Source organism: Antarctobacter sp., from assembly GCF_034670325.1.
In the GTDB taxonomy this organism is placed as follows: Bacteria; Pseudomonadota; Alphaproteobacteria; order Rhodobacterales; family Rhodobacteraceae; genus Antarctobacter.
This window is the reverse complement of sequence record NZ_JAXMNR010000002.1, coordinates 271,769-297,405: the sequence shown is the minus strand read 5'-3', so window position 1 is coordinate 297,405 and position 25,637 is coordinate 271,769. Positions and strand designations below refer to the sequence as shown.

Below are 25,637 nucleotides of genomic sequence, written 5' to 3'. Positions count from 1 at the left end.
GATTGACCCGCGCTGCCGTTCCCGTCTGGATGGACGCAAAACGGGGAGTGCGACATGACGGTGATCCTGTGTTACGGCGACAGCAATACCCATGGGACTTGTCCCTTGCCCGCGCCCGGCGTCGATCTGCGGCACCCGCCGGGCGACCGCTGGCCCGATGTGATGGCGGCGGCCCTTGGGTCCGGTTATCGGGTCATCGACGAGGGTCTGCCGGGACGCACCACCGTGCATGACGACATGGTCGAGGGTGGAATGCGCAACGGTGCGACCGTTCTGCCTGCGGTGCTGCATAGCCACAAACCCATCGACCTGATGATCCTCATGCTGGGCACCAATGACCTTAAGACCCGGTTTTCCGTCAGCGCGTGGGAGATCGCTCGGTCAGTCGAACGGCTGGCGCTTATGGCACAGGCCGAGGGCGTGGTGCGTGACATTCTGTTGGTCGCGCCTGCGCCGGTGCGTGAGATCGGCAGTCTTGCAGAGGTCTTTGCCGGGGCCGAGGCGCGGCAGCGCGGGCTTGACGGCTTTATCGCCGCCGCCGCTGAAAGACAGGGCTTTGGCTTTGTCCGCGCGGGGGCGCATGTTGCGGTCTCCTCACAGGACGGCGTGCATTGGGACCCGGAGGACCATCACCGGTTTGGGGCGGCACTGGCAAAAGACGTGGCGGAGCGGCTGGCGTGAGGCACCTGATGGCCGCGCTGTTTCTGGCGGGCTGCGCGGCGGCCCCTGCAGTGACCAAACTGCCCTTGCGCAATCCTACTGCACCCGTCGCCTCGCAGACCGACGCCACTCTGGGGCGGCTTGCCGGTGACTGGCGGATCGTGCAGGCGGCGGGGATCGCGCCGGGGTCGCAACTGCGCTTTGGCGCGGATCAGGCGGTTTTGGCGGGGCAGGCGGTGCCGATGTCCGATCAGGGGCGCGGGCGGTTGTTGTTGGGGGACAGCCCTGTCTGGGTCTACTGGATCGACGCGGACAACCGGACCGCCGCTGTGGGCGACCCGGACGGGCGGCGCGTCTGGATCATGGACCGGACAGGTCGCCCCGGAGAACGCCTGAAGATCGCCCGTGAGATCCTGGAATGGTACGGCTACGACCTGTCCCGGCTGACACCGGCATGAGCCGCGTTCTGATCACCGCCGGTGCCGCCGGTCTGGGTCGCGCCATGGCCGAGGTGTTTCTTGCGCGCGGCGACCGTGTGGCGGTCTGCGACATCGACGCAAAAGCCGTGGCAGAGTTTCGCGCGGCGCATCCTCAGGCCATCGCCGAGGTTTTGGACGTCACCGATGAGGCCTCTATGGCGCGCTTTCTGGGCCGCGTCGAAGCGGCTTTTGACGGCATCGACGTGGTCTGCGCCAATGCTGGCACGGGCGGTCCCGCAGGCTGGATTGAAACGCTGGAGGTCGACGCGTGGCGGGCCTGCATCGACGTGAACCTGACCGGAGCTTTTCTGACCTGTCGCTGGGCGGCGCGCGTCATGCGCGCGCAAAAGAGCGGGTTGATCGTGCTGACCAGTTCGACCGCCGGACTGTTCGGCTATCCTTTGCGCGCGCCTTATGCGGCCGCGAAATGGGCCATTGTGGGACTGACAAAGACGCTCGCCATGGAGCTGGGGCCAGAGGGCGTGCGCGTCAATGCGATCTGCCCGGGCGCAGTCGACGGGGATCGGATGGACCGGGTTGTTGCAATGGAAAGCGCGGCCTCGGGCGTGTCCGAAGACGCGGTGCGCGCGCAATATGTCAAAGGCGTCTCGCTGCGCAGTTGGGTGACGGCGGAAGAGGTGGCCGACACGGTCCTCTGGCTCGCCTCATCCGGCGCACGCAAAATTTCCGGGCAAATCATTGCAATCGACGGGCATACCGAAACGCTGGTGCCGTGACGGGTTTTGCATGGTCGAATGTGCTTTCTGCCGGGTGTGCGGGCGCATTGACTGCAATCTGGGCGCGGAACTGACGCGACAAAGGAGACGGGCAGATGGCAAGACGGGCAGCGATCATCGGGGGCGGTGTCATCGGCGGCGGTTGGGCCGCGCGTTTCGCGCTGATGGGGTGGGACGTGCGGGTCTTTGACCCGGACCCGGAGGCAAAGCGCAAGATCGGTGAGGTCATGGCCGGCGCGACCCGCGCGCTGCCGATGCTCTACGAAGTGCCGATGCCAGAGCAGGGCGCGATCAGCTTTCACGCAACGGTGGCTGAGGCCGTTGAGGGTGCCGACTACATTCAGGAAAGCGTGCCGGAACGTCTTGACCTGAAACAAAGGGTCTACGCGGAGATCCAGTCATCGGCCTCTGAAAGCGCGGTCTTGGCGTCATCGACCAGCGGGTTCAAACCCTCAGAACTGCAAGAGGGCGCGCTACGCCCGGGGCAGATCATGGTCGCGCATCCGTTCAACCCGGTCTACCTGCTGCCGCTGGTCGAACTGGTGCCGGGGCCGGGTGGTGCGCCCGAAACCGTCGATGCCGCGCGCAAGATCCTCACCGAAATCGGCATGTACCCGCTGCATGTCCGCGCCGAGATCGACGCGCATATTGCCGACCGGTTCCTTGAGGCGGTCTGGCGAGAGGCGCTGTGGCTGGTCAAGGACGGCATCGCCACAACCGAGGAAATCGACAACGCGATCCGCTATGGCTTTGGCCTTCGGTGGGCGCAGATGGGCCTGTTCGAGACCTATCGCGTCGCCGGTGGCGAGGCCGGGATGCGGCATTTCATGGCGCAATTCGGCCCGGCGTTGCAATGGCCATGGACCAAGCTGATGGATGTGCCAGAGTTCACCGACGAGCTGGTGGACCTGATCGCGGGACAATCGGATGCGCAATCCGGGCATCTGTCGATCCGACAGCTTGAGCGTCTGCGCGACGACAATCTTGTGGCGATCCTGCGCGCACTCAAGGGGCAGGAGGCCGGCGCGGGCAAGCTGATCCGTGACCATGACACCATGATGCGCGCGCCTTTGCAGGAAACCGTGCCACTGGTCACCGTGCGCCGCATCGTTCCGGTGGACTGGACCGACGTGAACGGCCACATGAATGAGGGGCGTTACGGGCAGGTCTTTTCCGACGCCTCTGAGGAATTGATGACCCATGTCGGTGCCGACCGGGCCTATATCGACGCGGGAAACAGCTATTTCACGGCGGAAACTAACGTGAAATATCTGGCGGAAACCCTTGCGGGAGAAGCTTTTATTGTCGAAACCAAGGTGCTGTTGGGGGAAGGCAAGAAACTGCGCCTCTGGCATGAGATGAAGCGGGCGAAGGATGGCGAGGTGCTGGCCACCTGCGATCAATTCCTGCTACATGTTTCTCTGGACACCCGGCGAAGTTGCCCGCCTTTGGATCACGTCCGCGTGCAGGTCGAACGGCTTGCCCGGATGCACGCGGAGGCGTGACGGCGAGCCCCTCACAGGCCCCGGAAATCGTTTGACCACGTTTAAGACAGGAAACCCTATGGAACCGCGGCGCTTTCTGACCGAACTGTTCGAAGAGGCCGTCGCGGCGGCCGATCCGCTAAAGGCGCTGGAGGGCGTGCTGCCGGACCGGCCCAAAGGCCGGACCGTGGTCGTGGCCCTTGGCAAAGGGGCTGCGCAATTGGCAGCGGCGTTTGAGACCCTTTGGGATGCGCCGGTCGAAGGCGTAGTGGTCACGCGCTATGGCTATGCCGCGCCCTGTCGGCATTTGCCGGTGATAGAGGCGTCGCATCCGGTACCGGATGCCGCCGGGATGGGTGCAAGTGCGGCGGTCATGCAGGCGGTGTCCGGTCTGACAGCGGATGATCTGGTGGTCGCGCTGGTCTGTGGCGGCGGCTCTGCGCTGTTGCCTGCTCCGCCAAAGGGTTTGACGTTGGAGGATGAGCAGGCGCTGAACCGCGCGCTTTTGGCCTCGGGTGCGCCGATAGGCGTGATGAATGCGATCCGCAAACATGTGAGCACGATCAAGGGCGGGCGGTTGGCGGCGGCGGCCTTTCCGGCGCGCGTTGTGTCACTGGTGGTGTCGGACGTGCCCGGAGATGATCCGGCGCAGGTGGCCTCTGGGCCGACGGTGCCTGACAAGGTGACGCGCCTTGATGCACTGGCGATGATCGAGGCGCGAAATATCGAATTACCAGAACGGATTATGACGCATATATCAAGCGAGGACTGCGCCGCGCCGTTGCCCTCTGACCTGGTGTTTGCCCGCAATGAGGTGCGGGTCGTGGCCTCGGCCCGCCTGTCTTTGGAGGCGGCGGCAGCGCGGGCGGAATCGCAGGGGATCGCCGCCGCGATCCTGTCGGACGCGATCGAGGGTGAGGCGCATGACGTGGGCCGGGTCCATGCGGCGCTGGCACGCGAGGTGGCTCTGCGCGGGCGGCCTTTCACGGCCCCTGTTGTGATCCTGTCAGGCGGAGAGACGACCGTGACCCTTGGCGCGAAACCGGGGCGCGGAGGTCGCAACACCGCTTTCCTGATGGGTTTGGCCGAGGGGCTGGAGGGCGTTAACGGCATCACCGCGTTGGCTGCGGACACCGATGGCATCGACGGCACCGAGGACAACGCGGGTGCCTTTGTCGATGGCGGCAGTTTTGATCGGATGCGCGGACTGGGTCACGACCCTATGGGGTTTGTCCAAAGGCAAGACCCGTACAGCGCGTTTGAGGTTTTGGGGGATATTTACGCGCCCGGGCCAACCGGAACAAACGTAAATGATTTCAGAGCTATACTTATCAAACCTCAAGCGTAATCGTAGCCCAGGGACGTCTCTGTCGGCAGATCCAGTTTTTCCCGAAGCAGCGCAAGGTCAAGGTCCGATAACGCCTCTGGCGTGGCTGGGCGCGCCTCGACCGCAGGCAGAAATTTGGACCCGAGCCGCTTGTATACGGGGCGCAAGTCGCCCGTCCGGGCAGGCAGGTCCAATTCCGCCTGCAATGCGTCCAGAAAAGCCTCAGGCGCGGCCTGCACCGCCTCCATTCGACACAGGACGACGGTGCAACCGCGTCGATAATAAGACAGCAGGCCTTCCAGTTTGGCGCGTCGAAGGGCGAAAAGGTTGGGAAAGGCCTGCCCGGTGATCGGGTGGCGATCGTGTTGCAGGGGCTGCCCCTGTCCGCCTTGTGCCGCGACCTGCGGGAAGTAGCGTTTTCGGTCGGCCACAGTGCGCCACGGCGTGCGGATGAACTCGGCAAAGGGCAGGCTTTGCATTTCAGGCGGACAGTGCCAGGGTTTGGCATGCATCGACCGCGCCCAACTGCGGGCGTCCCGCAAGGTGCAGATCACCGCCAGATCCTCGGGGATGGCCGTCATCGACGGAAACCCGTGTTTCCAGCCGAAATCCTCAACCGGCTGGAGCGGAGAATTGCGTCCCAGCAGGCGTTTGATGAAGTTGGTCCCCGAAGACCGCTCGCCAAAGACCTGAAAGCGGCTCGGCGGGCCATGCGGCCGGTTTATCTGCCAACCGATGTCGCGAAACTCTGGATCGATCATGGAGATGCCTGCCTGTTTTTCCACAGGTTAGCGGCAAGGGTGTCAAAATGCGATTCCCCGAATGCACGGGCTGGGGTAGTCTGGCGGCAAAACAACAGGCGAAGAGGCCAGAGCAGATGCAATCGGTTGCGGCGGCGCTGACCATGGTGCGCGGGGATGCCTTCTTTTTGAAGGCATGGCTGCGCCACTACGGCGAAACCTTGGGGCGGGAGAACTGCTATATCGTCAACCATGGCCGTGGCGACGATGTGGAGAAACTCGCAGAAGGGTGTAATATCATTGGGATACCCGGAGATCCTCATCCGAATTTCGATATGAAACGCTGGCGTATGCTGAACAACCTCGTGCAGGGATTGCGCTGCTATTACACGCATGTGGTCGTCGGCGACGTAGATGAATTGGTGGTGGTTGACCCGGCGCATGGCGGGTCTTTGCTGGATTACCTTCGGGACGCGCGGCCCAAACGCGTTCTGACGCCGCTGGGTCTGGAAGTGATCCACCGCACCGATATCGAACCGGCAGAGATCATTGGCCCGATCCTTGGGCCCCGGCGGCACGTCCGTTTGGCGCCGCATTACTCCAAACCCTGCGTGATCAGTCACGGGGTCAAGATCGCGCGCGGAGGGCATTTCACCCAGTTCGAGCACCTGATTGCCCCCGACGAGCTATATCTGTTCCACCTGAAATTCTGCGATTTCAACACCTACGCGGCCACAATGAATGCGCGCAATCAGGTCACGGCAGAGATTGGGACCGGCATTCAGGACACCGCGATCGGACGGCACTGGTTTGCCGAGGCGCGCGGCGCAGACCGCGAGGTGTTCGATGCGTTTGCGCGGTTGCCGATGCAAGAGGGGTTTGACCTGTCATGGGTCCGATGGCGCATGAAACGCAGCTGGGCACCGCGCGGCGAAACAGGATTTTATGCCTTCAAACGACCGGACTATGACGGGCAATATGTGCTTCCTGACCGGTTCACAGGCTTGATTTAACAGGGCTATCCGCGCGACGAGGTAAAGCGGATCTGGTCGATGGCAAGTCCCGGGATGACCTCTCCGACGATCTCACCGGCTTTGGACAGAAAGCCCTGTGAATGGCCGTCAAGCAGGTCATATCCCAGCAACCAGATCGTTTCCGGCGTGTAGAACATGGCAAATGCCAGAGCCGCGCCGAGGACATAGGCCCGCCCGTTCTTGCGTCCAACGCCGGCGGTCAGGGCTGTCCGAACGACCTGAACCGTCAGCATGACCAGCGTCGCGGCGAGGGCGGCGGTCAACACCGAAAGGATCAGGTGGTGCGTGTCCGGGGTTAGCCCTTGCTGGCGCAAAACAGCTTCGATCCGGTCCCGGTTGGTCCCGATCGCCGCAGCCGTGTAGGCGGCCCCAAATCCCAGCAGGGCTGCTGTCACCACTTTGGGCTGGGCCCGGTATCGGTTGGGTAGCCCGCCGAACTGTGCTGTCGGGTCGATAAGCTGAACCCGGCGGCTAAAGTCGCCGTGATCTTGCTTGCGAAAGGCGGAGGGGCGATAGGGCATTGTCATACCCAAATCGTTAACGCGGGAATGGGGCGGGATTCGCGGCGAAATGTGGCCAGAACCGGGTTTTTATCCACAATGCAATATGCATGGGGTGGAAAGCGGCCCGCTATCTGCCATCGCCCTCCCCGAAACGCGACACGCTGGGGGCAGGGCCGCAAGGCCCCGCCCGCCGGGCCTATCGGATCGCTTGCAGGATGCGCGCCCAGCTGCGGATGCCTTTGTGAAAGCTCTCGACATCATATTTTTCGTTCGGAGAATGAATCTGATCGTCGTCCTTGCCCCAGCCGACCAGCATCGAATCCATCCCCAGAATGGATTTGAAATACCCCGCCACGGGGATCGACCCGCCGCAGCCGGTAAAGGCGGCGTCATACCCCCATTCCGCGCCCAGCACGCTGCGGGCGGATTCAAACGCCGGATGGGTCGTCTGCATCTGGCTGGCGGGAGAGGCGCCGTGGCCGTGGAAATCCGCCGTCACATCCTCGGGCAGTTGCGCGCGGACCCAGTCACGGAAATGCTCCCTCAGCTTGTGCGGGTCCTGCTGGCCGACAAGGCGAAAGCTGACCTTGGCCGAGGCTTTGGACGGCAGCACGGTCTTGAACCCGTCGCCGGTGTAGCCGCCAATGATGCCGTTGACCTCGGCGGTGGGGCGCGACCAGATCATCTCCAGCGCTGAGCGGTCTTGTTCCCCGGCGGGTTTGGCCAGACCCACGTCACCCAGAAAGGTGCCGTGATCGAAATCCAGTGCGTCCCACTGTGCCTTGATGTCGTCCGACAGCTCTGGCACGCCATCGTAGAAATGCGGCACCTGAATGCGCCCGGTGACGTCGTGCAGATTGCCAAGGATCTTGCAGAGCACAGTGATCGGGTTCCGCGCCGCGCCGCCGTACATGCCCGAATGCAGGTCCTTGTCCGGGCCGGTCAGGGTGATTTCCTCACCCAGAAGACCACGCAACTGGGTGATGATCGACGGCACCCGGCTTTCGAACAGGCCGGTGTCGCAGATCAGCGCAAGATCGGCCTGCAACTCTTCCTTGTTGGCCTCAAGGAAAGGGATCAACGACGGCGAGCCTGATTCCTCTTCGCCTTCGAAGAAAAAGGTGATGCGGCAGGGCATGGTGCCATGGACGGTTTTCCACGCCCGGCACGCCTCGACAAAGCTCATCAACTGGCCTTTGTCGTCGGAGGCACCGCGCCCGCGGATCACCTTGCCTTTGGGCGTCTCCTCGATTTGCGGATCGAACGGATCGCGGCCCCAGAGGGTCAGCGGATCGACCGGTTGCACATCATAGTGACCGTAAAACAGCACGTGCGGACCGTCGCCATCGACATGGCCGACAACCATCGGATGACCGGGGGTCTGGCGCGCCTCGGCCTTGATGCCAAGGCTTTGAAGGTCAGCAACCAGCCAATCGGCGGCCTGCTGGCACTTGTCCGCATAAGCCGGATCGGTCGAGATCGACGGGATGCGCAGCAGCGCCATCAACCGGTCGAGGGCTGCGGGCAGGTCGGAATCGATCTGGGAAAGGGTGGCGTCGAGGGACATGAGACTCTCCTGCTGGATTTCACGCGGACCCTAACAGAGGGCAGGGCGCTGTCCAGCCGGTCGGCTCATAGCGCGACCAGTGGGGCCGCCGCCAGAACCTCGCCCGTGGGCGTGCCGGTGGGGGAGCCGCCTGGCGGCTCATCCGAGACCGCCAGCGCCGCGCCGGTCAGTTGCACCGTCAGGGCTGGTGTCAGCGCGATCCGGGTGCTGTCCGCCTCTGGCAGAACCCCCAGCGACACGGGGGCGGGCGCGCCCTCGGCGATCAGCCAAAGCTCCAGCGCGCGACCGGGACGCGGACCGCCTTCGAGGCGCGCAAGCACCAGTTCCGCGCCGGTGACCGTCGCATTCAGCCGCAATGTGCCATCGGCAGAGGCAATTTGCGCCTCAAACTCCGGTCCCCGCAAAAGCGATGGCAGTGGCGAGATGACCAGCAGGGCCGCAACCGTGGCCAGCCCAAGCCCGGTGCCCAGCCACCAGCGCCGCGCGGGCGACTCAGGCCTGCCTCCAATCGCTTCCATCAAAGCGCGTTTGGTCTGCCGCGACGGCGTTATGTCGCCCAGTTCATCGGTCATGGACGCAAGCCGCGCTTCCCAGTCCCGGACCCGGGCGGCAAAGACAGGGTCGTCGAGGACGCGGCGGTCCATGGCGCGCTCGATATCCGGCGACAGCAGGCGCAGCACGTATTCGGCGGCCATCAGGTCATCGCCGTCGTCGGGCATTTCTGGCAGGTCGGCGCTCATCGGGACATGCACTCCCTGAGGCTTTGCAGACTGCGGCGCAGCCAAGTTCGCATGGTGTTCAGCGGAACGTCAAACCGCATGGCGAGGTCTGTGTAACTCGCCCCTTCCAGATAGGCACCGCGCACCGCATTGGCGCGCTCACCGGGCAGCTCGCCCAGACAGGCGACGATCCGACGGCTTTCCGAGGCGGCGATGATCGACGCCTCCGGCCCGGGCCGGGTGTCAGGCAGAACATCGGTTTCGGACCCGTCCTTGCCAGTTTGCGCTTTTTGTCGCGCCCGCAGACGGTCGATCGCGATGTTGCGCGCAACGGTGATCAGCCATGTCATCGGGCTGTGGCCAGTCACCGCATAGCGATCGGCCTTGTTCCACACTCGCAAAAACACCTCTTGTAGTGTATCCTCTGCCTCGTGACGGTCCTTCAGTACCGAATGACAAACTGCCAACAGCTTGCCGCTGGTCGCATCATAGAGCGCGCCAAACGCGGCCCGGTCGCGCAGGGCGGTGCGCGCGATCAGTGTCTCGATGTCGCTACGGGTTGTCATGCGCGCTCCGGTCTGCAAGGACAAAGACACTAGTGCCACCTGACGCTGAGGCAATGCAATCATGTTTCCGATATGCGTCATTTGGTTTCGACGGCGGCCTTGTTCCGGGGTATCCATTGATTCAGATCAAGGATGCGACCGTTGGTCCGGCCCTAAACGGTAGACAGATAGGTCCGAGGGCTTTAGTTATTCATGAACTTGAATAAGCTGTGCCCGCAGCACCGGCCCCAAATAAGGGTCGTAAGTAGAAGGAGGAGCCCGGTGGATTACACCGCGAAACTGGATGACGCCCTTAATCGTCTGCATGAGGAAGGCCGTTACCGCACCTTCATCGACATCGAACGCAAGAATGGCCAATTCCCGCACGCCTCTTGGCGCAAGCCTGACGGCAGCGAAGCACCGATCACCGTCTGGTGTGGCAATGACTACCTGGGCATGGGGCAGCATCCGGTTGTCCTGGACGCCATGCATGAGGCGATCGACGCCACCGGTGCAGGATCCGGCGGGACGCGCAATATCTCGGGCACAACGGTTTATCACAAGCGGCTGGAGGCTGAACTGGCCGACTTGCATGGCAAAGAGGCGGCGCTGCTGTTCACCTCTGCCTATATAGCCAATGACGCAACGCTCAGCACTCTGCCCAAGCTTTTCCCGGGTCTGATCATCTATTCGGATGAGCTGAACCACGCGTCGATGATCGAGGGTATCCGCCGCAATGGCGGTGCAAAGCGCATCTTCAAACACAACGATCTGGACGACCTGCGCGCCAAGCTGGAGGCCGACGATCCCGCCGCGCCCAAGCTGATCGCCTTCGAATCGATCTATTCGATGGACGGCGACTTTGGCCCGATCAAGGAACTGTGCGATCTGGCCGATGAATTCGGCGCGCTGACCTACATCGATGAGGTGCACGCGGTCGGTATGTACGGGCCACGCGGGGCAGGGGTGGCGGAACGCGACCGCCTGATGCACCGTATCGACATCATCAACGGAACGCTGGCCAAGGCGTATGGCGTGATGGGCGGCTATATCGCCGCCTCGGAAAAGATGTGTGACGCGGTGCGCTCCTACGCGCCCGGTTTCATCTTTTCAACCTCGCTGGCCCCGGCACTGGCTGCGGGCGCAACCGCCTCTGTCGCGCATCTCAAGCGTGACCAGTCGCTGCGCGACCAACACCAGACACAGGCGAAGATCCTCAAGACCCGTCTCAAGGGGCTGGGCATGCCGATCATCGATCACGGCACACATATCGTGCCGGTAATCGTCGGCGATCCCGTCCATACCAAGCAACTGTCGGACATGTTGCTTGAGGGTTATGGCATCTACGTTCAGCCGATCAACTTCCCCACCGTGCCTCGCGGCACAGAGCGGCTGCGGTTTACACCCTCTCCGGTGCACGGTCCGAAGGAAATGGACCGTCTTGTTCACGCAATGGACGAGCTGTGGAGCCACTGTGCGCTGAATCGCGCTGAAATGGCCGGCTAAACCCCGCGTATTCCTGTCAAACGGCTTGAGATGTGTTACCCTTACAGCAATAACCGGGTTGCGCGAATCGTGCTGCCTGGACCGGGCAGGCACATAAAGATGGGTAAGATGGGGCAGTCTCGCTATGATTGGGCGAAAATCCCAGCACCGTGACGACAGTGGCGATGGGACATCGCCACAAAGCTTTGACGACTTCAAGTTGAAGCTGGGTGACGTCATGCGGGGCGAACGGGCGACTATGGGTAAGTCGCTGCTTGACGTCCAGCGAGAGCTGAGGATCAAGGCCAGCTATATTGCGGCCATTGAAAACTGTGATCCCTCTGCCTTTGATACGCCCGGCTTCATTGCTGGATATGTCCGTTCGTATGCACGCTATCTGGGTATGGACCCGGATGAGGCGTTTGCACATTTCTGCGCCGAAAGCGGGTTTTCCGTCGCTCATGGCATGTCGCAAGAGGCCTCTGTTGTGCGCAAGCCGCGCAAGGATGAGCCGCGCCCGCGTGCCCGCGACTCCATTGCCGAGCCCAGGATGCCTTTCGCGCCTGCGGGCGATAGCTTGCTGTCGCGGGTCGAACCCGGCGCGCTTGGGTCCTCTCTGGTGTTGTTGGCGCTGATTGGCGGCATCGGGTATGGCGGTTACCGCGTCCTGCAAGAGGTGCAGCGCGTTCAGGTGACGCCGGTGGATCAAACCCCGATCGTCCTGAGCGAACTTGACCCGCTGCAGGCGGCCATCGCCCCCAGCGCACGGGTTGAGGACGACAACCCGCAGCTTGCGGGCGTATTTACTCCGCCCACCACCGAAGCCTTTGACCGGCTCTACCGTCCGCAGGCGCTGGATGTGCCTGTGCTTGTTGCGCGCGATGCGCCGATCTCGACGCTGGACCCAGAGCGTGTCGGCGTCTTTGCCGGGAACGGCCGTCCGGCCCTTCCGTCGGTGCAGGACAGTTCATTGGCGGCAGCCGCACTGGCCCAACGTCTTGTGGCCGAGGGGGTCATACCCGAATCCGCGGCTCCTGCCGCGCCGCTGTCCGCGCCCAAGGGCGTTACCGTCGTTGCCGTGCGCCCCGCGTGGGTCGAAGTGCGGGATGAAACGGGTGGTGTGCTGATCTCGCGCGTGCTGAATGCCGGCGATACCTTTGCCGTGCCGCGCAGCGCGGTGAATCCGCGTATCCGTGTCGGTGAATCTGGCGCGGTCTATTTCTCTGTCAACGGGCAGACCTTTGGCCCCGCAGGCACCCCCGGTCGCGTGACCAGCAAAATCTCACTGGCCGCAGCAGACGTGGTGGACCGCTACGACGTGGCGAACACCGCAAAGGACCGCGACCTGATGGCGGTGCTGACGGACTTGAACATGGCCGCACCGCAGGTGGCCCCGGCGCCACAACTGGCCAGTGTCACGCCAGTTGAAATCGAGCCGGTGAAACGCGCTGCACAGACGCCGATCCTGACCGAACTTGCTCGTAATATCCCGTCGGTGCCGCCAGTGGCCCGTCCGGACCGCATCGCGCTGGCGGCAGTGCTTGCCGAAGCGCCCGCACCGACCCCGCTGCCCGCACCGGTTGCTCCCGCGCCGACCCCGGTCGCCCCGGTGGCTGTGGCCGAACCTGCGGCCCCAATCCTGACCGCCGATCCGGTTCCGGCACCGCAACTGACCATTCCGCGCGTTACCGCAGAACCCGCACCGGGCATCACCGTGGTGGCGGTGGCCGAGACTTGGGTCGAAGTGACCTCACCCTCGGGCAAGAAACTCTTGGCACGCCTGCTGAAACCGGGCGACAGCTATCAGGTGCCGCAGACCGAACAGGCCGCAACAATTTTCTCCGGCAATGCCGGTGGCGTGTTCTTTGCGGTCAATGGCCAAACCTACGGTCCCTACGGGCAGAGCGGTAAATTTGGCCGCGACCTTGCGCTGTCGGCCGAAGCGATCCAGCAAAAGCTGGAAGTGGCGGACCTGACCCAAAACCGGACCCTTGCCAAGGTGGTGGCCGAACTTCAGCTTCAGGGCCAGTGATCTCGCAAAATGCGGTCTGATCACGGGTGGTCTGGGCGCGCGCGAATGACTATGTTCTCCGCAAATGCAAGCTAACACAGGACAGAGCGCATGAGCCTCAACCACGTCCGACCGTGGCGGAATATCTATCGTCGCAAATCGCGCCAGATCATGGTCGGCAACGTGCCGGTCGGTGGCGATTCTCCGATCACCGTCCAGACGATGACCAACACCGTCACCACCGATATTCCCGGCACCATCGCGCAAGTGCAGGCCGCTGCGGATGCGGGGGCCGACATCGTGCGGATATCCGTGCCCGATGAGGATTCCTCGCGCGCGCTCAAGGAAATCGTGCGCGAAAGCCCGGTACCGATCGTCGCCGACATCCATTTCCACTACAAACGCGGTATCGAGGCCGCCGAGGCGGGGGCCGCCTGTCTGCGGATCAACCCCGGAAACATCGGTAATCAGGACCGCGTGCGCGAGGTCATCAAGGCGGCGCGCGACCACAACTGTTCCATCCGTATCGGCGTGAACGCAGGGTCATTGGAAAAGCACCTGCTGGAAAAATATGGTGAGCCGTGCCCCGACGCGATGGTCGAGAGTGGTCTAGATCACATCAAGATCCTGCAGGACAACGATTTTCACGAATTCAAGATCAGCTGCAAAGCCTCGGATGTCTTCATGGCCGCCGCCGCCTATCAGCAACTTGCGGATCAGACCGACGCGCCGATCCACCTTGGCATTACAGAGGCAGGCGGCCTGACATCCGGCACGATCAAATCTGCCATTGGTCTTGGCAACCTGCTGTGGATGGGCATTGGTGACACGATCCGCGTTTCGCTGTCCGCGGACCCGGTCGAAGAGGTCAAGGTCGGCTACGAGATCCTGAAATCTCTGGGACTGCGCCATCGCGGCGTCAACATCATCTCGTGCCCATCCTGCGCGCGGCAGGGTTTTGACGTGATCAAGACGGTCGAGACGCTGGAAAAGCGGCTGGAGCACATCAAGACTCCGATGAGCCTGTCGATCATAGGCTGTGTCGTGAACGGCCCCGGTGAGGCGCTGATGACCGATGTCGGCTTTACCGGCGGCGGCGCGGGCAGCGGCATGGTTTATCTGGCGGGCAAGGCCAGCCACAAGATGTCGAACGACCAGATGGTCGAACACATCGTGGAAGAAGTCGAAAAACGCGCTGCCGTGATAAATGCCGAAGAGGCCGCAGCGTCAGAGGCCGCGGAATAGCGGTCAGTCCGCTGACTCGGTTATATAGCGTTCGAGGACAAAAGCGGGCATGTGACCCCGGATCATCCGGTCCCGCATGACGTAGGACGGCAGCATGTCCAACCCCAGCGCCGCCATCATGGCGGCGTTTTCATGGACAGCGACATCCAGCAGCACCGCACGGATCGACAGGTCCAGTGAAAGACGCTCCAGCTCCGACATGGCGGTGGCGCAGTCGGTGCAATCTGGCCCGTGGAACAGCGCGATAATCGGTGGCCCATCTGTGCCGTATCCCGGGCGGGCCGTATCGAACAAATCCGCCTGCTGCGCGATCCGCGCAAGGTCGGCGTTTTTCTCGTCCGCGTACATGTCCAGCGGCGCAGAGGGCGCTTCGAGCGCCCGGAGGCGCCCGAGGAAGTCGGCCTTCAAACCGCCGTCAGATTCGGCCAATGGACCGGCGTCGGCCGCCAGACCTCCGGCACTTGCAATCAGCGCGACGGCTGCAAACAGCCATCGCACCACACCGGATATCATTGAGCCTCGCGGACCTCATCAACGATCTGGCGCATGGTCGGCAGCGGCGCGTAGCCGCGCACCATCTGGTCGCCAAAGACAAAGCTGGGCGTGCCATTGATGTTCATCGCCAGCGCCAATTCCCGTGTCTCGCTGATGCGGCGGGTGACTTCTTCGCTGTCCATCTCTGCCATGATGGCCTCGGCATCCAGACCCAACGTCTCGGCGATGCGACGGAGCGGTCCGTTGCCGGGGTTGCCTTCGAGGGTGATCAGCGCGTCATGGACAGATTTATAGGCCTCATTCCCCGCAACAATCTGGGTGGCAATGGCAAAGCGCGACGACACGACAGAGGCCTCACCCAGAATCGGGAATTCCTTGACGATATAGCGGATATTGCCGTCTGATTCGATCAGTTCCGTGACCTCTGGGTGGGCGCGGCGGCAGAACCCGCAGCGGTAGTCGGAAAACTCGATGACCGTCACGTCGCCGTCGGGGTTGCCGCCAACCCATGAAAAACCATCATCCAGCAGGCGGGCCAGATTGTCCGCGACCAGCGTGTCGTCCTGAGCGGTCTGCGCGGCCTTTTCGCGTTCTTCCAGAACGGCGACCGCCTCCATGATGACCTGCGGGTTTTCCAGCAGATAGGCGCGCACCTCTGCGCCAAATGCCGTTTTCTGTTCAGGCGTCATATTGGCGAAATCGAACGAGCCTGCGTCCTGCGCCAGCGCCATAGGGGCGGTAAAAAGACAGAAGGCGGCAGCGGAACTGCTCAGGAAAGACTTGGAAAGGAACATGGGAACTCCCGCAAAAAGGTGTGTTATCGGTTTATTTGGCCTGTTGGGCGGCACTTAGCACATCTTGTGCCCGTTGCCACGGGGCAGAGCCACGCGGCAACGTGGCAAGTGCGCGTTCGGCGTGCAGCTTGGCGTCTTTCATTCGGCCCTGTAGGGCATAGCGTTCGGCGGTCGAGATCGAAGCCATGCCATTCTGGCCGGTCTTGGCATAGGCGACCGCAAGGTCACGCAACAGCCGCGCATCGGTGAAATCGCGCCCGCGCGCGGCCTCCAGCGCGCTGAGTGCCTGTTTCGGCTGACCGGCAGCCAGAAGCGCGCGCCCCAGCCCGCCAAGAATCAGCGGCTCTCGCGGTGCACGGTTGGCAGCGGCCTTATAGACCTGCACCGCAGCCCCGAACTGGCGCGATTCCAGCAGGATCTGACCCTTGAGTTCCAGCAGGTAGGGATCGTTGGGGCGCAGGGCGATGGCGCGGTCGATGGCGCTGAGGGATTTCTTGAGGTTGGCTTGCCGGTGATAGGCCACGGCCTCACGCATATAGGCGATGTCCTGACTGCCACTGTCCTTGAGCCGCCGCAGCGTCCACGACGGCGCGCGCTTGAATGCGGTCAACTTGCCTTGCGCGCGTTTGAACCAGTATTGCGATGTGGCATCGCGGCCCGGTGTCTTGGTGCCTGCCACCAGACCCTCAAGGGCGCGCAGTCGGTCGCGGGTCAGCGGGTGCGTGCGCATGTAGGGGTCTTGCCGCCCGACAGACAGCGCCTCTTGTCCGCGAAACAGCTTTTGCACCTCCAGCGCGCCACGCGGATCGACCCCGGCGCGCGACATGAACCGCACTGATGAGATGTCGGCGGCGGATTCCTCGGCGCGGGTGTGTGAAAAGAACAGCCGCATCGCGGAGCCTTGGCTTCCCAGTGCCACTCCCGCGGCGGCCTGTTTGTTGGCCCCCGCGGCGGCGGCGGCGGCAGCCAGCGCCATGCCAATCCCTGCGGCGGTCCGCGCCGCGCGCAGATTGCCTAGGCGGCGAGAGATATGGCCGTTTGAGATATGCGCAGCCTCATGCGCAATGACCGCCTGCAACGCCTCGGCGCTGTCCAGTTTCATGATCAGGCCCGAATGCAGAAAGATATGCTGCGTGTCGACCACAAAGGCATTCAGCGACCCGTCGTCGATCACGATGATATCGACCTGTTGCGGGCTGAGACCGGCGGCGCTGAGGATCGGCGCACCCAACTGGCGCAGGGCATATTCGATATCGGCATCGCGCAGCAGCGTGGTCGCGGCCTGCACCGGGGCGGCGGCCATCATGCTTATCGCCGTCGCCAGCGCGATCAGCCGGGGCAGGATCTGTTTGCGGATCATTGACGGGCTGCTCCTTGCGCTCGTAAGCCGTGTTGGCGACACAGTAGAGAGGCAGACATGCGAAGTTCAAGGCGCGGCGCGGTTGATCCCTTCATCGTGATGGACGTGATGGAGGCCGCAAGGCAGGCCGAAGCGGCCGGTCGTCGTATCATTCACATGGAGGTCGGGCAGCCGGGAACTCCCGCGCCAGCAGCCGCGCGGGCCGCACTGGCGCAAGCGATGGAGCAGGACGCGCTTGGCTATACCGTGGCGCTTGGCCTGCCCGCGCTGCGGGAGCGGATCGCGAAACTCTATGCCCAGTGGTACGGCGTCGATCTGGACCCGGCCCGCGTGGTGGTCACTCCCGGTTCTTCGGGCGGCTTTATCCTTGCCTTCACAGCGCTCTTTGACGCGGGAGAGCGGGTGGCGCTGGGGGCGCCGGGTTATCCGTCTTATCGGCAGATCCTCAAGGCATTGGACCTTGTGCCGGTCGAGGTGCAGACCTCGGCGGAAAATCGCCTGCAACCAACGCCCGCAGACCTTGCCGGGATCGACTATGAGGGCCTGTTGGTGGCCAGCCCGGCGAATCCCACCGGGACGATGCTGGACAAGCCCGCCTTGTCGGCGCTGATCGGGGCGGCGCAGGCGCGAGGGGCGGCGTTCCTGTCGGACGAGATTTACCATGGCATCGAATACGACAAACGGGCGGTGACCGCGCTGGAGGTCAGCGACGATGTCATCGTGATCAACTCATTCTCCAAGTTCTTTTCCATGACCGGCTGGCGTGTCGGCTGGCTGGTGGTGCCGGACGGCATGGTCCGTCAGGTCGAACGACTGGCGCAGAACCTGTTTATCTGTCCGCCCCACGCGGCGCAGGTGGCGGCTTTGGCGGCGTTGGACGCGCAGGAGGAACTGGAGGGCAATCTGGCCGTCTACGCCCGCAACCGCGCGCTGATGATGGAAGGGCTGCCAAAGGCGGGATTTGACCGCATCGCACCGCCGGACGGCGCGTTTTACGTCTACGCCGATGTCAGCCACCTGACAGACGACAGCCGGACGTTTGCCGGTGAAATCCTTGATCAGGCCGGGGTGGCGGTGACGCCGGGGCTGGATTTTGACCCGGTGCGGGGCGGCGGCACGCTGCGGTTTTCTTACGCGCGGGCGACCGCCGATATCGAAGAGGGGCTGGCGCGGCTAAAGGCCTTTATGGAGGCGCGCGGTTAACTGGCGCGTGCGTCGTCCCTCAGTGCCTGCTAGATTGCGCCCAAACCACCGGAACCGGGGCAGATGAGCAGATTTCTTTCCTTTGTGATGGCGCTGAGCTTTTGGGCCGGTGCCTTGTCGGCGCAGGATGCGGGTCTTGCGCGGTTGATGGGGGGCATGATCGAGGATCGCCGCTTTGGCGTCACTGAGCTGCAACTTGACCTGTCGCAGGGCGTGCCTTGGCGGCTGTTTACCCTGACCGATCCAAACCGGCTGGTACTGGATTTCGCCGAAGTGGACTGGCAAGGGACGGCCCCCGAGGACATCAACCAGAGCGACCGGGTCGCTGCGCTGCGTATGGGGGTGTTCCGGCCCGGCTGGTCGCGGCTGGTGGCCGAACTGGCAGAGCCGATGGCAGTGGACCGGGCAGAGATGCGCGTGGCCTCGGACGGGGCAGGCGCGAAACTTGTCCTGACACTCTCGTCGACCGACGCCAAAGGGTTTGCCGCCGCTGCCGGTCAACCCGCTGATCCCACTTGGGTGCGAACCCGGCCCAAGGCGCGGCGCGTGACCCCCGATCCTGACCGCCCGCTGACCATCGTGCTGGACCCGGGCCACGGCGGGATAGACCCCGGCGCACGGCGTGATGGCATCAGCGAGGCGGACCTGATGCTTCTCTTCGCGCAGGAACTGCGCGAGGTGCTGCTGCGGGCCGGGGACTACCGGGTGCTGCTGACCCGGCAGGAGGATCGGTTTGTCTCACTTGAGGGGCGGGTGAAATTTGCCCATGACGCGGGTGCCGACTTGTTCATCTCTTTGCACGCTGACGCTCTGTCCGAAGGCGTGGCGCACGGGGCGGCGATCTATACGCTGGCCGAAGAGGCATCGGACGCGGCCTCGGCGGCACTGGCGGAACGGCACGACCGCGACGACCTGCTGGCAGGGCTGGACCTGTCGGGCACCGATGACAGGGTCGCGCAAATCCTGATGGACCTCGCGCGGCTGGACAACACACCGCGTAGTCAGGCGCTGGCGCGCCACATCGTCGACGGGATCGAATCCTCGCTGGGTCATGTCCACAAGGACCCTCTGCGTCAGGCGGCCTTTTCAGTGCTGAAATCTGCCGACATCCCCTCGGTTCTGCTGGAACTGGGGTTTCTGTCGACCCAAGCCGACCTGCGTAATCTGCAAGACCCGGCGTGGCGGGCCGGCATGGCGGAGGGCATTCGCGACGGGCTTGCCGCATGGCTGGTCGAGGACGCGGCATTGTCGCGGCTGCGGCGGCAATAGGCAAACCCTTGCCCCTATGGCAAAACCCCGCGCGGTTGTGTTTTGACGCCGCGCGCCCGGGACTGTAGGGAATAGGATGAACGAGTAACGGGAGCGGCTGGTGCTGCGTTTCATCTTTTCCTTCTTCGGGGCGATCTTCGCCGTTGTGACAATGGGCACCATGATGGTGGCGCTGACCATCGGGGCGGTGTTCTGGATGTATGGGCGCGATCTGCCCAGCCATGACCACCTTGCGCAATACACGCCGCCGACGATCAGCCGGATCTATTCCACCGAAGGCGCAGTGATCGACGAATTCGCCGAGGAACGGCGTCTGTACACCTCGGCGGCAGAGATCCCGGATCTGGTGAAACACGCCTTTATTTCGGCCGAGGACAAGAATTTCTATACCCATCAGGGCTATGACATTCGCGGCATCGCCGCCGCCGGGGTGCAGGCGGTGCAGACCCGCGGGCGCGATGTGCGCGGGGCCTCGACCATTACTCAGCAGGTGATGAAGAACTTCTTGCTGTCCGGTGACCGCAAGGCGGAACGCAAGATCAAGGAGATCATTCTGGCCAGCCGTGTCGAGGGCGCGCTGAGCAAGGATGAGATTCTGGGGCTTTATCTGAATGAGATCGATCTGGGCGTGCGCTCTTTCGGTGTTGCCGCAGCGGCGCAGAGCTATTTCAACAAGGCGCTGACAGAGCTGTCGCCCGCCGAGGCGGCCTTTCTCGCGATCCATCCCAAGGCCCCGTATTCCTACAACCCGGCGAAAAACTATGACGGCGCGATGGAGCGCCGCAATTTCGTCCTCAGAGAGATGCACGAAAACGGCTATCTGGATGAAGCCACCTATCAGGAGGCACTGCAAAGCCCGATCCGGACGGTGCAGACCGGCGATTTTGAACCCTATACAAGCTCACTGCCGCCGCGTGACTATTTCACGGATGAGATTCGCCGACAGCTGAGCCGCGACATCGGCGAGGATCAGTTCTTTACCGGCGGCTATGCGGTGCGCGCGACGCTGGACGCAGAGATGCAGGAAAGGGCGGCTGCGGCGTTGCGGCGCGCGTTGGAGAAATTCGACCGCAACCTGGGCAAATGGCGCGGCACCGGCAAGACACTGGACGCGGCCCTTTTGACAGACGAACCCGCTTGGCGTGAGGCTCTGGCGCGGGTGCGCGTGGCGCGCGACGTCACGCTGGGCAACCCGTGGCATGTCGCGGTGGTGCGCGAGGTGCGCGACAACTCGCTGCTTCTTGGGATCGAAGACGTGGCGCTGGATGATCCGCGCGGGGCAGAATTGCCGCGGTCGGATACGGACTGGTTCTCGGGCAGCCTGAAAGAGAATTTCGAGGTCGGCGATGTCGTCCATGTGCGGGCAATCACCCAGGACAGCGACGGGGCGTTCATGCGCTGGTCGCTGCGGCAGGTGCCAGAGGTGCAGGGCGGTTTCATGGCGATGGACGCCCATACCGGGCGGGTGATCGCGATGCAGGGCGGGTTCTCCTACCAGCATTCGGTGTTCAACCGCGCCACGCAGGCACAGCGTCAGCCCGGTTCCAGTTTCAAGCCGTTTGTGTACGCCTCGGCGCTGGACTCGGGGTACACTCCGGCAACCATCGTGGTGGACGCGCCGATCGAGATTGACACCGGTGGCGGTGTCTGGCGGCCCAAGAACGCCTCTCACAAGTTTTACGGACCAACGCCGCTGCGGACGGGGATCGAACAGTCGCGGAACCTGATGACCATCCGCCTTGCACAAGAAGTGGGCATGGACATCGTAGCCAGCTACGCGGAGAAATTCGGCGTATATGACCGCATGGGGCAGGTGCTGGCCAACGCGCTGGGGGCGGATGAGACGACCCTGTTCAAGATGGTCGCGGCCTATGCGATGTTCGCCAACGGTGGACAACGGGTTGAGCCTACGCTGGTCGACCGGGTGCAGGACCGCTATGGCTCGACCGTTTATTCGCACGAACAGGCGGTGGGCAACAAACGGGTCTGCGTGGATTGCAGCAACCCTGAACTGGCGCCCGGTCGCGCTCCTGAAGTCGCCGATGAGCGGGAGCGCGTGATGAACGCGGTCACCGCCTATCAGTTGACTTCGATGATGCGTGGCGTGGTCGAACGCGGCACCGCCAGCCGGACGGTGAACCTCAGCGTGCCGACGGCGGGCAAGACGGGCACGACAAACGACGCCAAGGATGTCTGGTTTGTCGGCTTCACCTCCAACATCGTGGCCGGGTGCTACATCGGCTACGACACGCCGCGGTCGATGGGCCGGGGGGCCTCGGGCGGGGGCATGTGCGGACCGGTCTTTACCGAGTTCATGCGCGAAGCGGTCAAGAAATACGGCGGCGGGTCGTTCAAGGTGCCCGACGAATGCCAGTTCATCAAGATCGACCGCTTTTCCGGTGCACGTCTGCCGGATGAGGCAAGCGGGCCAAACGTCGTGTCCGAATGCTTTCGGATTGGTGAAGAGCCGATCTTTGGCATCATGTTCGACGGCGGCTTTGCGATCTCCGGCAACTTTGACCTGATCCAGCCGGATGGGTCGACTGTGGCGCAAGAAGTCACAACCTCGACCGGGGACAAGGCCATCGTGGGCCCCAAGGCGGGTTTTGGCACGTTGTCCTCGGGCGGCTTGTACTGACACGGACATCGGCCGTTGTTCCACGTCGGGACAACGGCCGGACCGGACCAATCCCGTGGGGGCAGGGGCGGCTCGTCTGCCCCTGTGACAGCGGGCTAAGCCTCATTCGAATATTCACCTGCGTGCGCGGCGTTTGAATCTTTCCGCCACAGCTTCCCCGGCTTGCCCGCACCTTGCCCCCTTGGTATCACGCATCACTCCCAAGGACCGAAACAGGACCATAACAGATGCGCGCAGAGACCCAGAACCATGCCGACAAGATCGAGAAATCGCTCGACCTGCTGGCGCAGCGCCTCGATTGGGACACCGCCCAGCACCGGCTGGAGGAATTCAATGCACGGGTTGAGGACCCCAATTTATGGGACGATCCGGCGGCGGCGCAAAAGCTGATGCGCGAGCGTCAGCAACTGGTCGATGCGATGGAAACCTATACCTCGATGAAACAGGATCTCGCCGACCAGATCGAGTTGATCGAACTGGGCGAGATGGAAGAAGATGAGGAAGTCGTGGCCGAGGCAGAGGCAGCCATCGCCGCGCTGGTGGACAAGGCCGCGAAGAAGGAACTTGAGGCGCTGCTGAACGGTGAGACCGATGGCAACGACGCCTTTCTGGAGATCAAGGCAGGTGCCGGCGGCACCGAGGCCTGCGACTGGGCCAACATGCTGGCGCGGATGTACGTCCGCTGGGCGGAAAAGCGCGGCTTTGAGGTCGATCTGCAAGAAGAGCAGTCCGGTGCCGAGGCGGGTATCAAATCGGCCACTTACCAGATCAAGGGGCCAAACGCCTATGGCTGGCTGAAGTCAGAGTCAGGCACGCACCGGCTGGTGCGGATTTCGCCCTTTGGAAAAGGCACGCGCGAGACAAGTTTTGCCGCCGTGGGGGCCTATCCGGTGATCGACGACAATATCGAGATCGAGGTGAACCCGGCCGACATCCGCATCGACACCTTCCGGTCCTCGGGCGCGGGTGGCCAGCACGTCAACACAACCGACTCTGCCGTGCGGATCACGCACGCGCCGACCGGGATCGTTGTGACCAGTTCGGAAAAGTCACAGCACCAGAACCGGGATATCGCCATGAAGGCGCTGAAATCGCGCCTCTACCAGATGGAACTGGACAAGCGAAACGCTGAGGTGAACGCCCTGCACGAGGCCAAGGGCGATGCGGGCTGGGGCAACCAGATCCGGTCGTATGTGCTGCAACCCTACCAGATGGTGAAGGACCTGCGCACAAACTATGAGACCGCCGATACCTCGGGCGTGCTGGACGGCGACCTTGACCCGTTCATGGCCGCGACACTGGCGATGAACGTCGCGGGCAAAAGCCGCGCAGACGCCCAAGCCGAGGATTAAGGTCGGGCCGCGCGCCCCCTAGTACGACCGTAACACCCCGCGAAAGGCAAAGCTGTCGCGGGTCTTACGCTCGGAAAACTTGGCATTGCCATCCAGAAAGCGCACCGTGAGCGGGCGACCGGCAGCCTCTGCCGCCACGGTCAGCCCCGGCAGATGGACCACGCCAGAGGCAAAGGCCAGCACGCGGGCCGGGGCGTCTCGAACTGCCCAATCCTGCAACGCTTCGGGGTCTTCCGGGTCGATGCGTTCTGCGATCACCCCGCCCGTGCCGACAATCGGATCGGCGGGCAGTACCATCTCGAACAGCTCAAAGGCGCCGGTGGCAGTGGGATCGGGGTTAAAGGCCATGATGATCCCCGATTGCGGATCGGTCGCGCCCAGCGGCAGGCGCGGCGGGGCAGCGGCCAGTTGGCGCGCGGCGGCATCATAGTCGATCCGCAACAGTTCCCCCCGCCGCAGGATCCAGTTTTCCAGTCGCGGAAAGGGGGCCGCCAGGGAGGCGAGCTGGATCGGGGCGGTCTCAGCGTCTTGGGTCCGGTACTGAAACCGGGTGGTGCCCGACACCGTCGCCGCAGCGGTGGTCACGAGGATCACAAGGATCATCGCAAACAGCGATACCACCGCATCAAGCTGATAGCTGTCGTCAGGCTCATCGGATCTTTTGCGGCGGAACGGGCGCGGGCTCATTCCTCCGGCTCCCCTGGCGGGTCGATCATGACCACGGTGAGTAGAAGGATGGCACGTTCCTGTGTGGCATCGCGAGTGGTGACATCGTCTGTCGCGTCGTTCATCTGGCGGACCGCTTGCTGAAAGCGCGCTACACAGCGAAAGGCCCGCTGATCCGCCTCTAGCCGGAGGCGCGTCAACAGACGGTCGGGGCGCGGGTGCGTGGCAAGCCAGTCCGCGGCCTCATTCGGCGGCAAGGGGGCTGTGGCAGGCAGCCATTCTGGCTGCAAGGTGGTGGCAACGGTCCCGTTATCGCAGCGCAGGACCACATCCGCCTGCGGCTGGCTGCCGGGGTGATCCTGAAGGTTGCTGGACAGGATAATCAGGATCAACAGGATCGCTGTGCCGCCGACAAAGGCATCCACCATGGCCAGTACTGGCGGTCGGATCAGCCCGCGACGCAGCGGCCCGGTCATTCCAGACCGGCGCGGCGCGACAGGCGGTCCCATGCCTGATCTATCGCCTTTGCGCCGATCAGGCAGATCAGCGCGCCGATCAGCCCCAATAGGGTCGTGTCAAAGGCAACATGCAGTTCCGACAGGACCGGTTGCAGTGCGTCCGGGTTGCCAATTGCCCCGGGCAGCGACTCGATCGCGCCGGAAAGGCCCACAACCGTGCCCAAAAAGCCCAACATCGGAAAGGCGGTCAGCCCCAACCGCAGTGGGTCAGCGATGATGTCGCCTTCGGAGGCCAGCTCAAAGGCGTCGAGCCGCCGCCGGTCTGGATGGCCAACCCGCAGGCGTCGGGCCGCGAACAGCCGGGTCAGTTGCGCCAAAGGCGTCAACAGCCCCGCGCGCGCCTCGTGCCGGGATACAAGCCGGGTGTCGATGGCAAGGCTGGTCAGTTGCACCGCGATAAAGATCAGCGTGGCAAGGCATCCGGCGGCAAAGACCAACCGAATCGGATCAGAGAGGATACGGGTCAGCAAGGGATGGCCGCCGCCTTCGGGCGAGGACTGCGGAACGATCTCAGGGACAGGGGGCGGGGAGGTGGGTGCGTCCGGGGCAATTGCCGGGTCTGCCGGGGAGGGTGTTGCGTCTGGCGCGCCCTCTGGTGGTGTCTCTGCAAGGCCCGTCACCCAAGTGGTCGCCGTCCGGGACATGTCGCGGGCCGCGTCGGCAATGCTGCGCGGATCGGTCAGGCCAAGGTCGCGGAACACCGCCACCGTCAGCGCGACCAGAGCGGCAGAGATCAGCAGGCTGCGCCATGGGCGGATCGGCAAAGCGCCAAAGTCGTGATCCTCTGCCCGGCGCAGCGGGGTCAT

The 25,637-nt window shown here is 63.5% G+C and carries 24 protein-coding genes; 13 read left to right on the top strand and 11 right to left on the bottom strand.

What is annotated here, in order from left to right:
- The first annotated feature begins 54 nt into the window (after positions 1 to 54).
- From VOI21_RS06570 to VOI21_RS06550, 5 genes are all read left to right on the top strand, one after another.
- The gene (locus VOI21_RS06570) at positions 55 to 681 is read left to right on the top strand and encodes an SGNH/GDSL hydrolase family protein (RefSeq protein ID WP_323768946.1); all 627 of its coding nucleotides are present in this window, start codon (positions 55 to 57) and stop codon (positions 679 to 681) included.
- The gene (locus tag VOI21_RS06565; RefSeq protein ID WP_323768944.1) at positions 678 to 1,118 is read left to right on the top strand and encodes a lipocalin family protein; all 441 of its coding nucleotides are present in this window, start codon (positions 678 to 680) and stop codon (positions 1,116 to 1,118) included. Before VOI21_RS06570 ends, VOI21_RS06565 begins: the two co-directional genes overlap by 4 nt.
- Positions 1,115 to 1,876, top strand: a complete 762-nt coding sequence (locus tag VOI21_RS06560; RefSeq protein ID WP_323768942.1) for an SDR family oxidoreductase — start codon at positions 1,115 to 1,117, stop codon at positions 1,874 to 1,876. Before VOI21_RS06565 ends, VOI21_RS06560 begins: the two co-directional genes overlap by 4 nt.
- A 95-nt stretch (positions 1,877 to 1,971) precedes the next feature.
- Positions 1,972 to 3,381, top strand: a complete 1,410-nt coding sequence (locus tag VOI21_RS06555; protein WP_323768940.1) for a carnitine 3-dehydrogenase — start codon at positions 1,972 to 1,974, stop codon at positions 3,379 to 3,381.
- Between the two features lie 58 nt (positions 3,382 to 3,439).
- Positions 3,440 to 4,708, top strand: coding sequence for a glycerate kinase (locus tag VOI21_RS06550; protein ID WP_323768938.1), 1,269 nt, complete (start codon positions 3,440 to 3,442; stop codon positions 4,706 to 4,708).
- Here the strand turns inward: VOI21_RS06550 and VOI21_RS06545 are convergent.
- Positions 4,699 to 5,448 carry a hypothetical protein gene (locus tag VOI21_RS06545; RefSeq protein ID WP_323768935.1) on the bottom strand — a complete coding sequence of 250 codons (750 nt, stop codon included), beginning with the start codon at positions 5,446 to 5,448 and terminating at the stop codon, positions 4,699 to 4,701. The genes VOI21_RS06550 and VOI21_RS06545 overlap by 10 nt on opposite strands.
- Before the next feature lie 116 nt (positions 5,449 to 5,564).
- On the opposite strand from VOI21_RS06545, the gene VOI21_RS06540 reads away from it, so the two are divergent.
- Positions 5,565 to 6,440 carry a glycosyltransferase family 2 protein gene (locus VOI21_RS06540; protein ID WP_323768933.1) on the top strand — a complete coding sequence of 292 codons (876 nt, stop codon included), beginning with the start codon at positions 5,565 to 5,567 and terminating at the stop codon, positions 6,438 to 6,440.
- A 5-nt stretch (positions 6,441 to 6,445) separates the two neighbouring features.
- On the opposite strand, the gene VOI21_RS06535 is transcribed toward VOI21_RS06540, so the two are convergent.
- The 4 genes from VOI21_RS06535 to VOI21_RS06520 all read right to left on the bottom strand — a co-directional run bounded on the left by VOI21_RS06535 (position 6,446) and on the right by VOI21_RS06520 (position 9,816).
- Entirely contained in the window at positions 6,446 to 6,982 is a 537-nt protein-coding gene (locus tag VOI21_RS06535; RefSeq protein WP_323768931.1) for a hypothetical protein, read from the bottom strand.
- 178 nt (positions 6,983 to 7,160) lie between these two features.
- Positions 7,161 to 8,531 carry a M20/M25/M40 family metallo-hydrolase gene (locus VOI21_RS06530; protein WP_323768929.1) on the bottom strand — a complete coding sequence of 457 codons (1,371 nt, stop codon included), beginning with the start codon at positions 8,529 to 8,531 and terminating at the stop codon, positions 7,161 to 7,163.
- Positions 8,532 to 8,596: 65 nt separating this feature from the next.
- The gene (locus tag VOI21_RS06525) at positions 8,597 to 9,271 is read right to left on the bottom strand and encodes an anti-sigma factor domain-containing protein (protein WP_323768927.1); all 675 of its coding nucleotides are present in this window, start codon (positions 9,269 to 9,271) and stop codon (positions 8,597 to 8,599) included.
- On the bottom strand, positions 9,268 to 9,816 hold the full coding sequence (locus VOI21_RS06520; RefSeq protein WP_323768925.1) for a sigma-70 family RNA polymerase sigma factor: 549 nt from the start codon (positions 9,814 to 9,816) through the stop codon (positions 9,268 to 9,270). The genes VOI21_RS06525 and VOI21_RS06520 overlap by 4 nt, the downstream gene beginning before the upstream one ends.
- A gap of 261 nt (positions 9,817 to 10,077) precedes the next feature.
- On the opposite strand from VOI21_RS06520, the gene hemA reads away from it, so the two are divergent.
- From hemA to ispG, 3 genes are all read left to right on the top strand, one after another.
- The gene (gene hemA / locus VOI21_RS06515) at positions 10,078 to 11,301 is read left to right on the top strand and encodes a 5-aminolevulinate synthase (protein ID WP_323768923.1); all 1,224 of its coding nucleotides are present in this window, start codon (positions 10,078 to 10,080) and stop codon (positions 11,299 to 11,301) included.
- A 124-nt stretch (positions 11,302 to 11,425) separates the two neighbouring features.
- The gene (locus VOI21_RS06510) at positions 11,426 to 13,312 is read left to right on the top strand and encodes a helix-turn-helix domain-containing protein (protein WP_323768921.1); all 1,887 of its coding nucleotides are present in this window, start codon (positions 11,426 to 11,428) and stop codon (positions 13,310 to 13,312) included.
- 90 nt (positions 13,313 to 13,402) lie between these two features.
- The gene (gene ispG, locus VOI21_RS06505; protein WP_323768919.1) at positions 13,403 to 14,536 is read left to right on the top strand and encodes a flavodoxin-dependent (E)-4-hydroxy-3-methylbut-2-enyl-diphosphate synthase; all 1,134 of its coding nucleotides are present in this window, start codon (positions 13,403 to 13,405) and stop codon (positions 14,534 to 14,536) included.
- A 3-nt stretch (positions 14,537 to 14,539) separates the two neighbouring features.
- Here the strand turns inward: ispG and VOI21_RS06500 are convergent, their stop codons facing one another.
- Genes VOI21_RS06500 through VOI21_RS06490 form a run of 3 tightly spaced genes read right to left on the bottom strand, consistent with a single transcriptional unit; the run spans position 14,540 to position 17,185 of the window.
- Positions 14,540 to 15,037, bottom strand: coding sequence for a hypothetical protein (locus tag VOI21_RS06500; RefSeq protein WP_323768917.1), 498 nt, complete (start codon positions 15,035 to 15,037; stop codon positions 14,540 to 14,542).
- Positions 15,038 to 15,045: 8 nt separating this feature from the next.
- Positions 15,046 to 15,825 (bottom strand): DsbA family protein, encoded by a 780-nt coding sequence (locus tag VOI21_RS06495; protein ID WP_416358959.1) that lies wholly within the window; start codon positions 15,823 to 15,825, stop codon positions 15,046 to 15,048.
- Positions 15,826 to 15,856: 31 nt separating this feature from the next.
- Positions 15,857 to 17,185, bottom strand: a complete 1,329-nt coding sequence (locus VOI21_RS06490; RefSeq protein ID WP_323768915.1) for a M48 family metalloprotease — start codon at positions 17,183 to 17,185, stop codon at positions 15,857 to 15,859.
- A gap of 57 nt (positions 17,186 to 17,242) precedes the next feature.
- On the opposite strand from VOI21_RS06490, the gene VOI21_RS06485 reads away from it, so the two are divergent.
- The 4 genes from VOI21_RS06485 to prfB all read left to right on the top strand — a co-directional run bounded on the left by VOI21_RS06485 (position 17,243) and on the right by prfB (position 23,647).
- Complete coding sequence (locus VOI21_RS06485) at positions 17,243 to 18,388, top strand: pyridoxal phosphate-dependent aminotransferase (protein WP_323768914.1); 1,146 nt, start codon at positions 17,243 to 17,245, stop codon at positions 18,386 to 18,388.
- 63 nt (positions 18,389 to 18,451) lie between these two features.
- On the top strand, positions 18,452 to 19,657 hold the full coding sequence (locus tag VOI21_RS06480; RefSeq protein ID WP_323768912.1) for an N-acetylmuramoyl-L-alanine amidase: 1,206 nt from the start codon (positions 18,452 to 18,454) through the stop codon (positions 19,655 to 19,657).
- 100 nt (positions 19,658 to 19,757) lie between these two features.
- Complete coding sequence (locus VOI21_RS06475; protein ID WP_323768910.1) at positions 19,758 to 22,295, top strand: PBP1A family penicillin-binding protein; 2,538 nt, start codon at positions 19,758 to 19,760, stop codon at positions 22,293 to 22,295.
- A 227-nt stretch (positions 22,296 to 22,522) separates the two neighbouring features.
- The gene (gene prfB / locus VOI21_RS06470) at positions 22,523 to 23,647 is read left to right on the top strand and encodes a peptide chain release factor 2 (RefSeq protein ID WP_323768908.1); all 1,125 of its coding nucleotides are present in this window, start codon (positions 22,523 to 22,525) and stop codon (positions 23,645 to 23,647) included.
- 18 nt (positions 23,648 to 23,665) lie between these two features.
- On the opposite strand, the gene VOI21_RS06465 is transcribed toward prfB, so the two are convergent.
- From VOI21_RS06465 to VOI21_RS06455, 3 genes are read right to left on the bottom strand one after another with little or no spacing between them, the layout of a single operon-like run.
- Positions 23,666 to 24,334, bottom strand: a complete 669-nt coding sequence (locus VOI21_RS06465) for a hypothetical protein (protein WP_323768906.1) — start codon at positions 24,332 to 24,334, stop codon at positions 23,666 to 23,668.
- Positions 24,331 to 24,789 (bottom strand): hypothetical protein, encoded by a 459-nt coding sequence (locus VOI21_RS06460; RefSeq protein WP_323768904.1) that lies wholly within the window; start codon positions 24,787 to 24,789, stop codon positions 24,331 to 24,333. The genes VOI21_RS06465 and VOI21_RS06460 overlap by 4 nt, the downstream gene beginning before the upstream one ends.
- The gene (locus tag VOI21_RS06455; RefSeq protein WP_323768902.1) at positions 24,786 to 25,637 is read right to left on the bottom strand and encodes a MotA/TolQ/ExbB proton channel family protein; all 852 of its coding nucleotides are present in this window, start codon (positions 25,635 to 25,637) and stop codon (positions 24,786 to 24,788) included. The genes VOI21_RS06460 and VOI21_RS06455 overlap by 4 nt, the downstream gene beginning before the upstream one ends.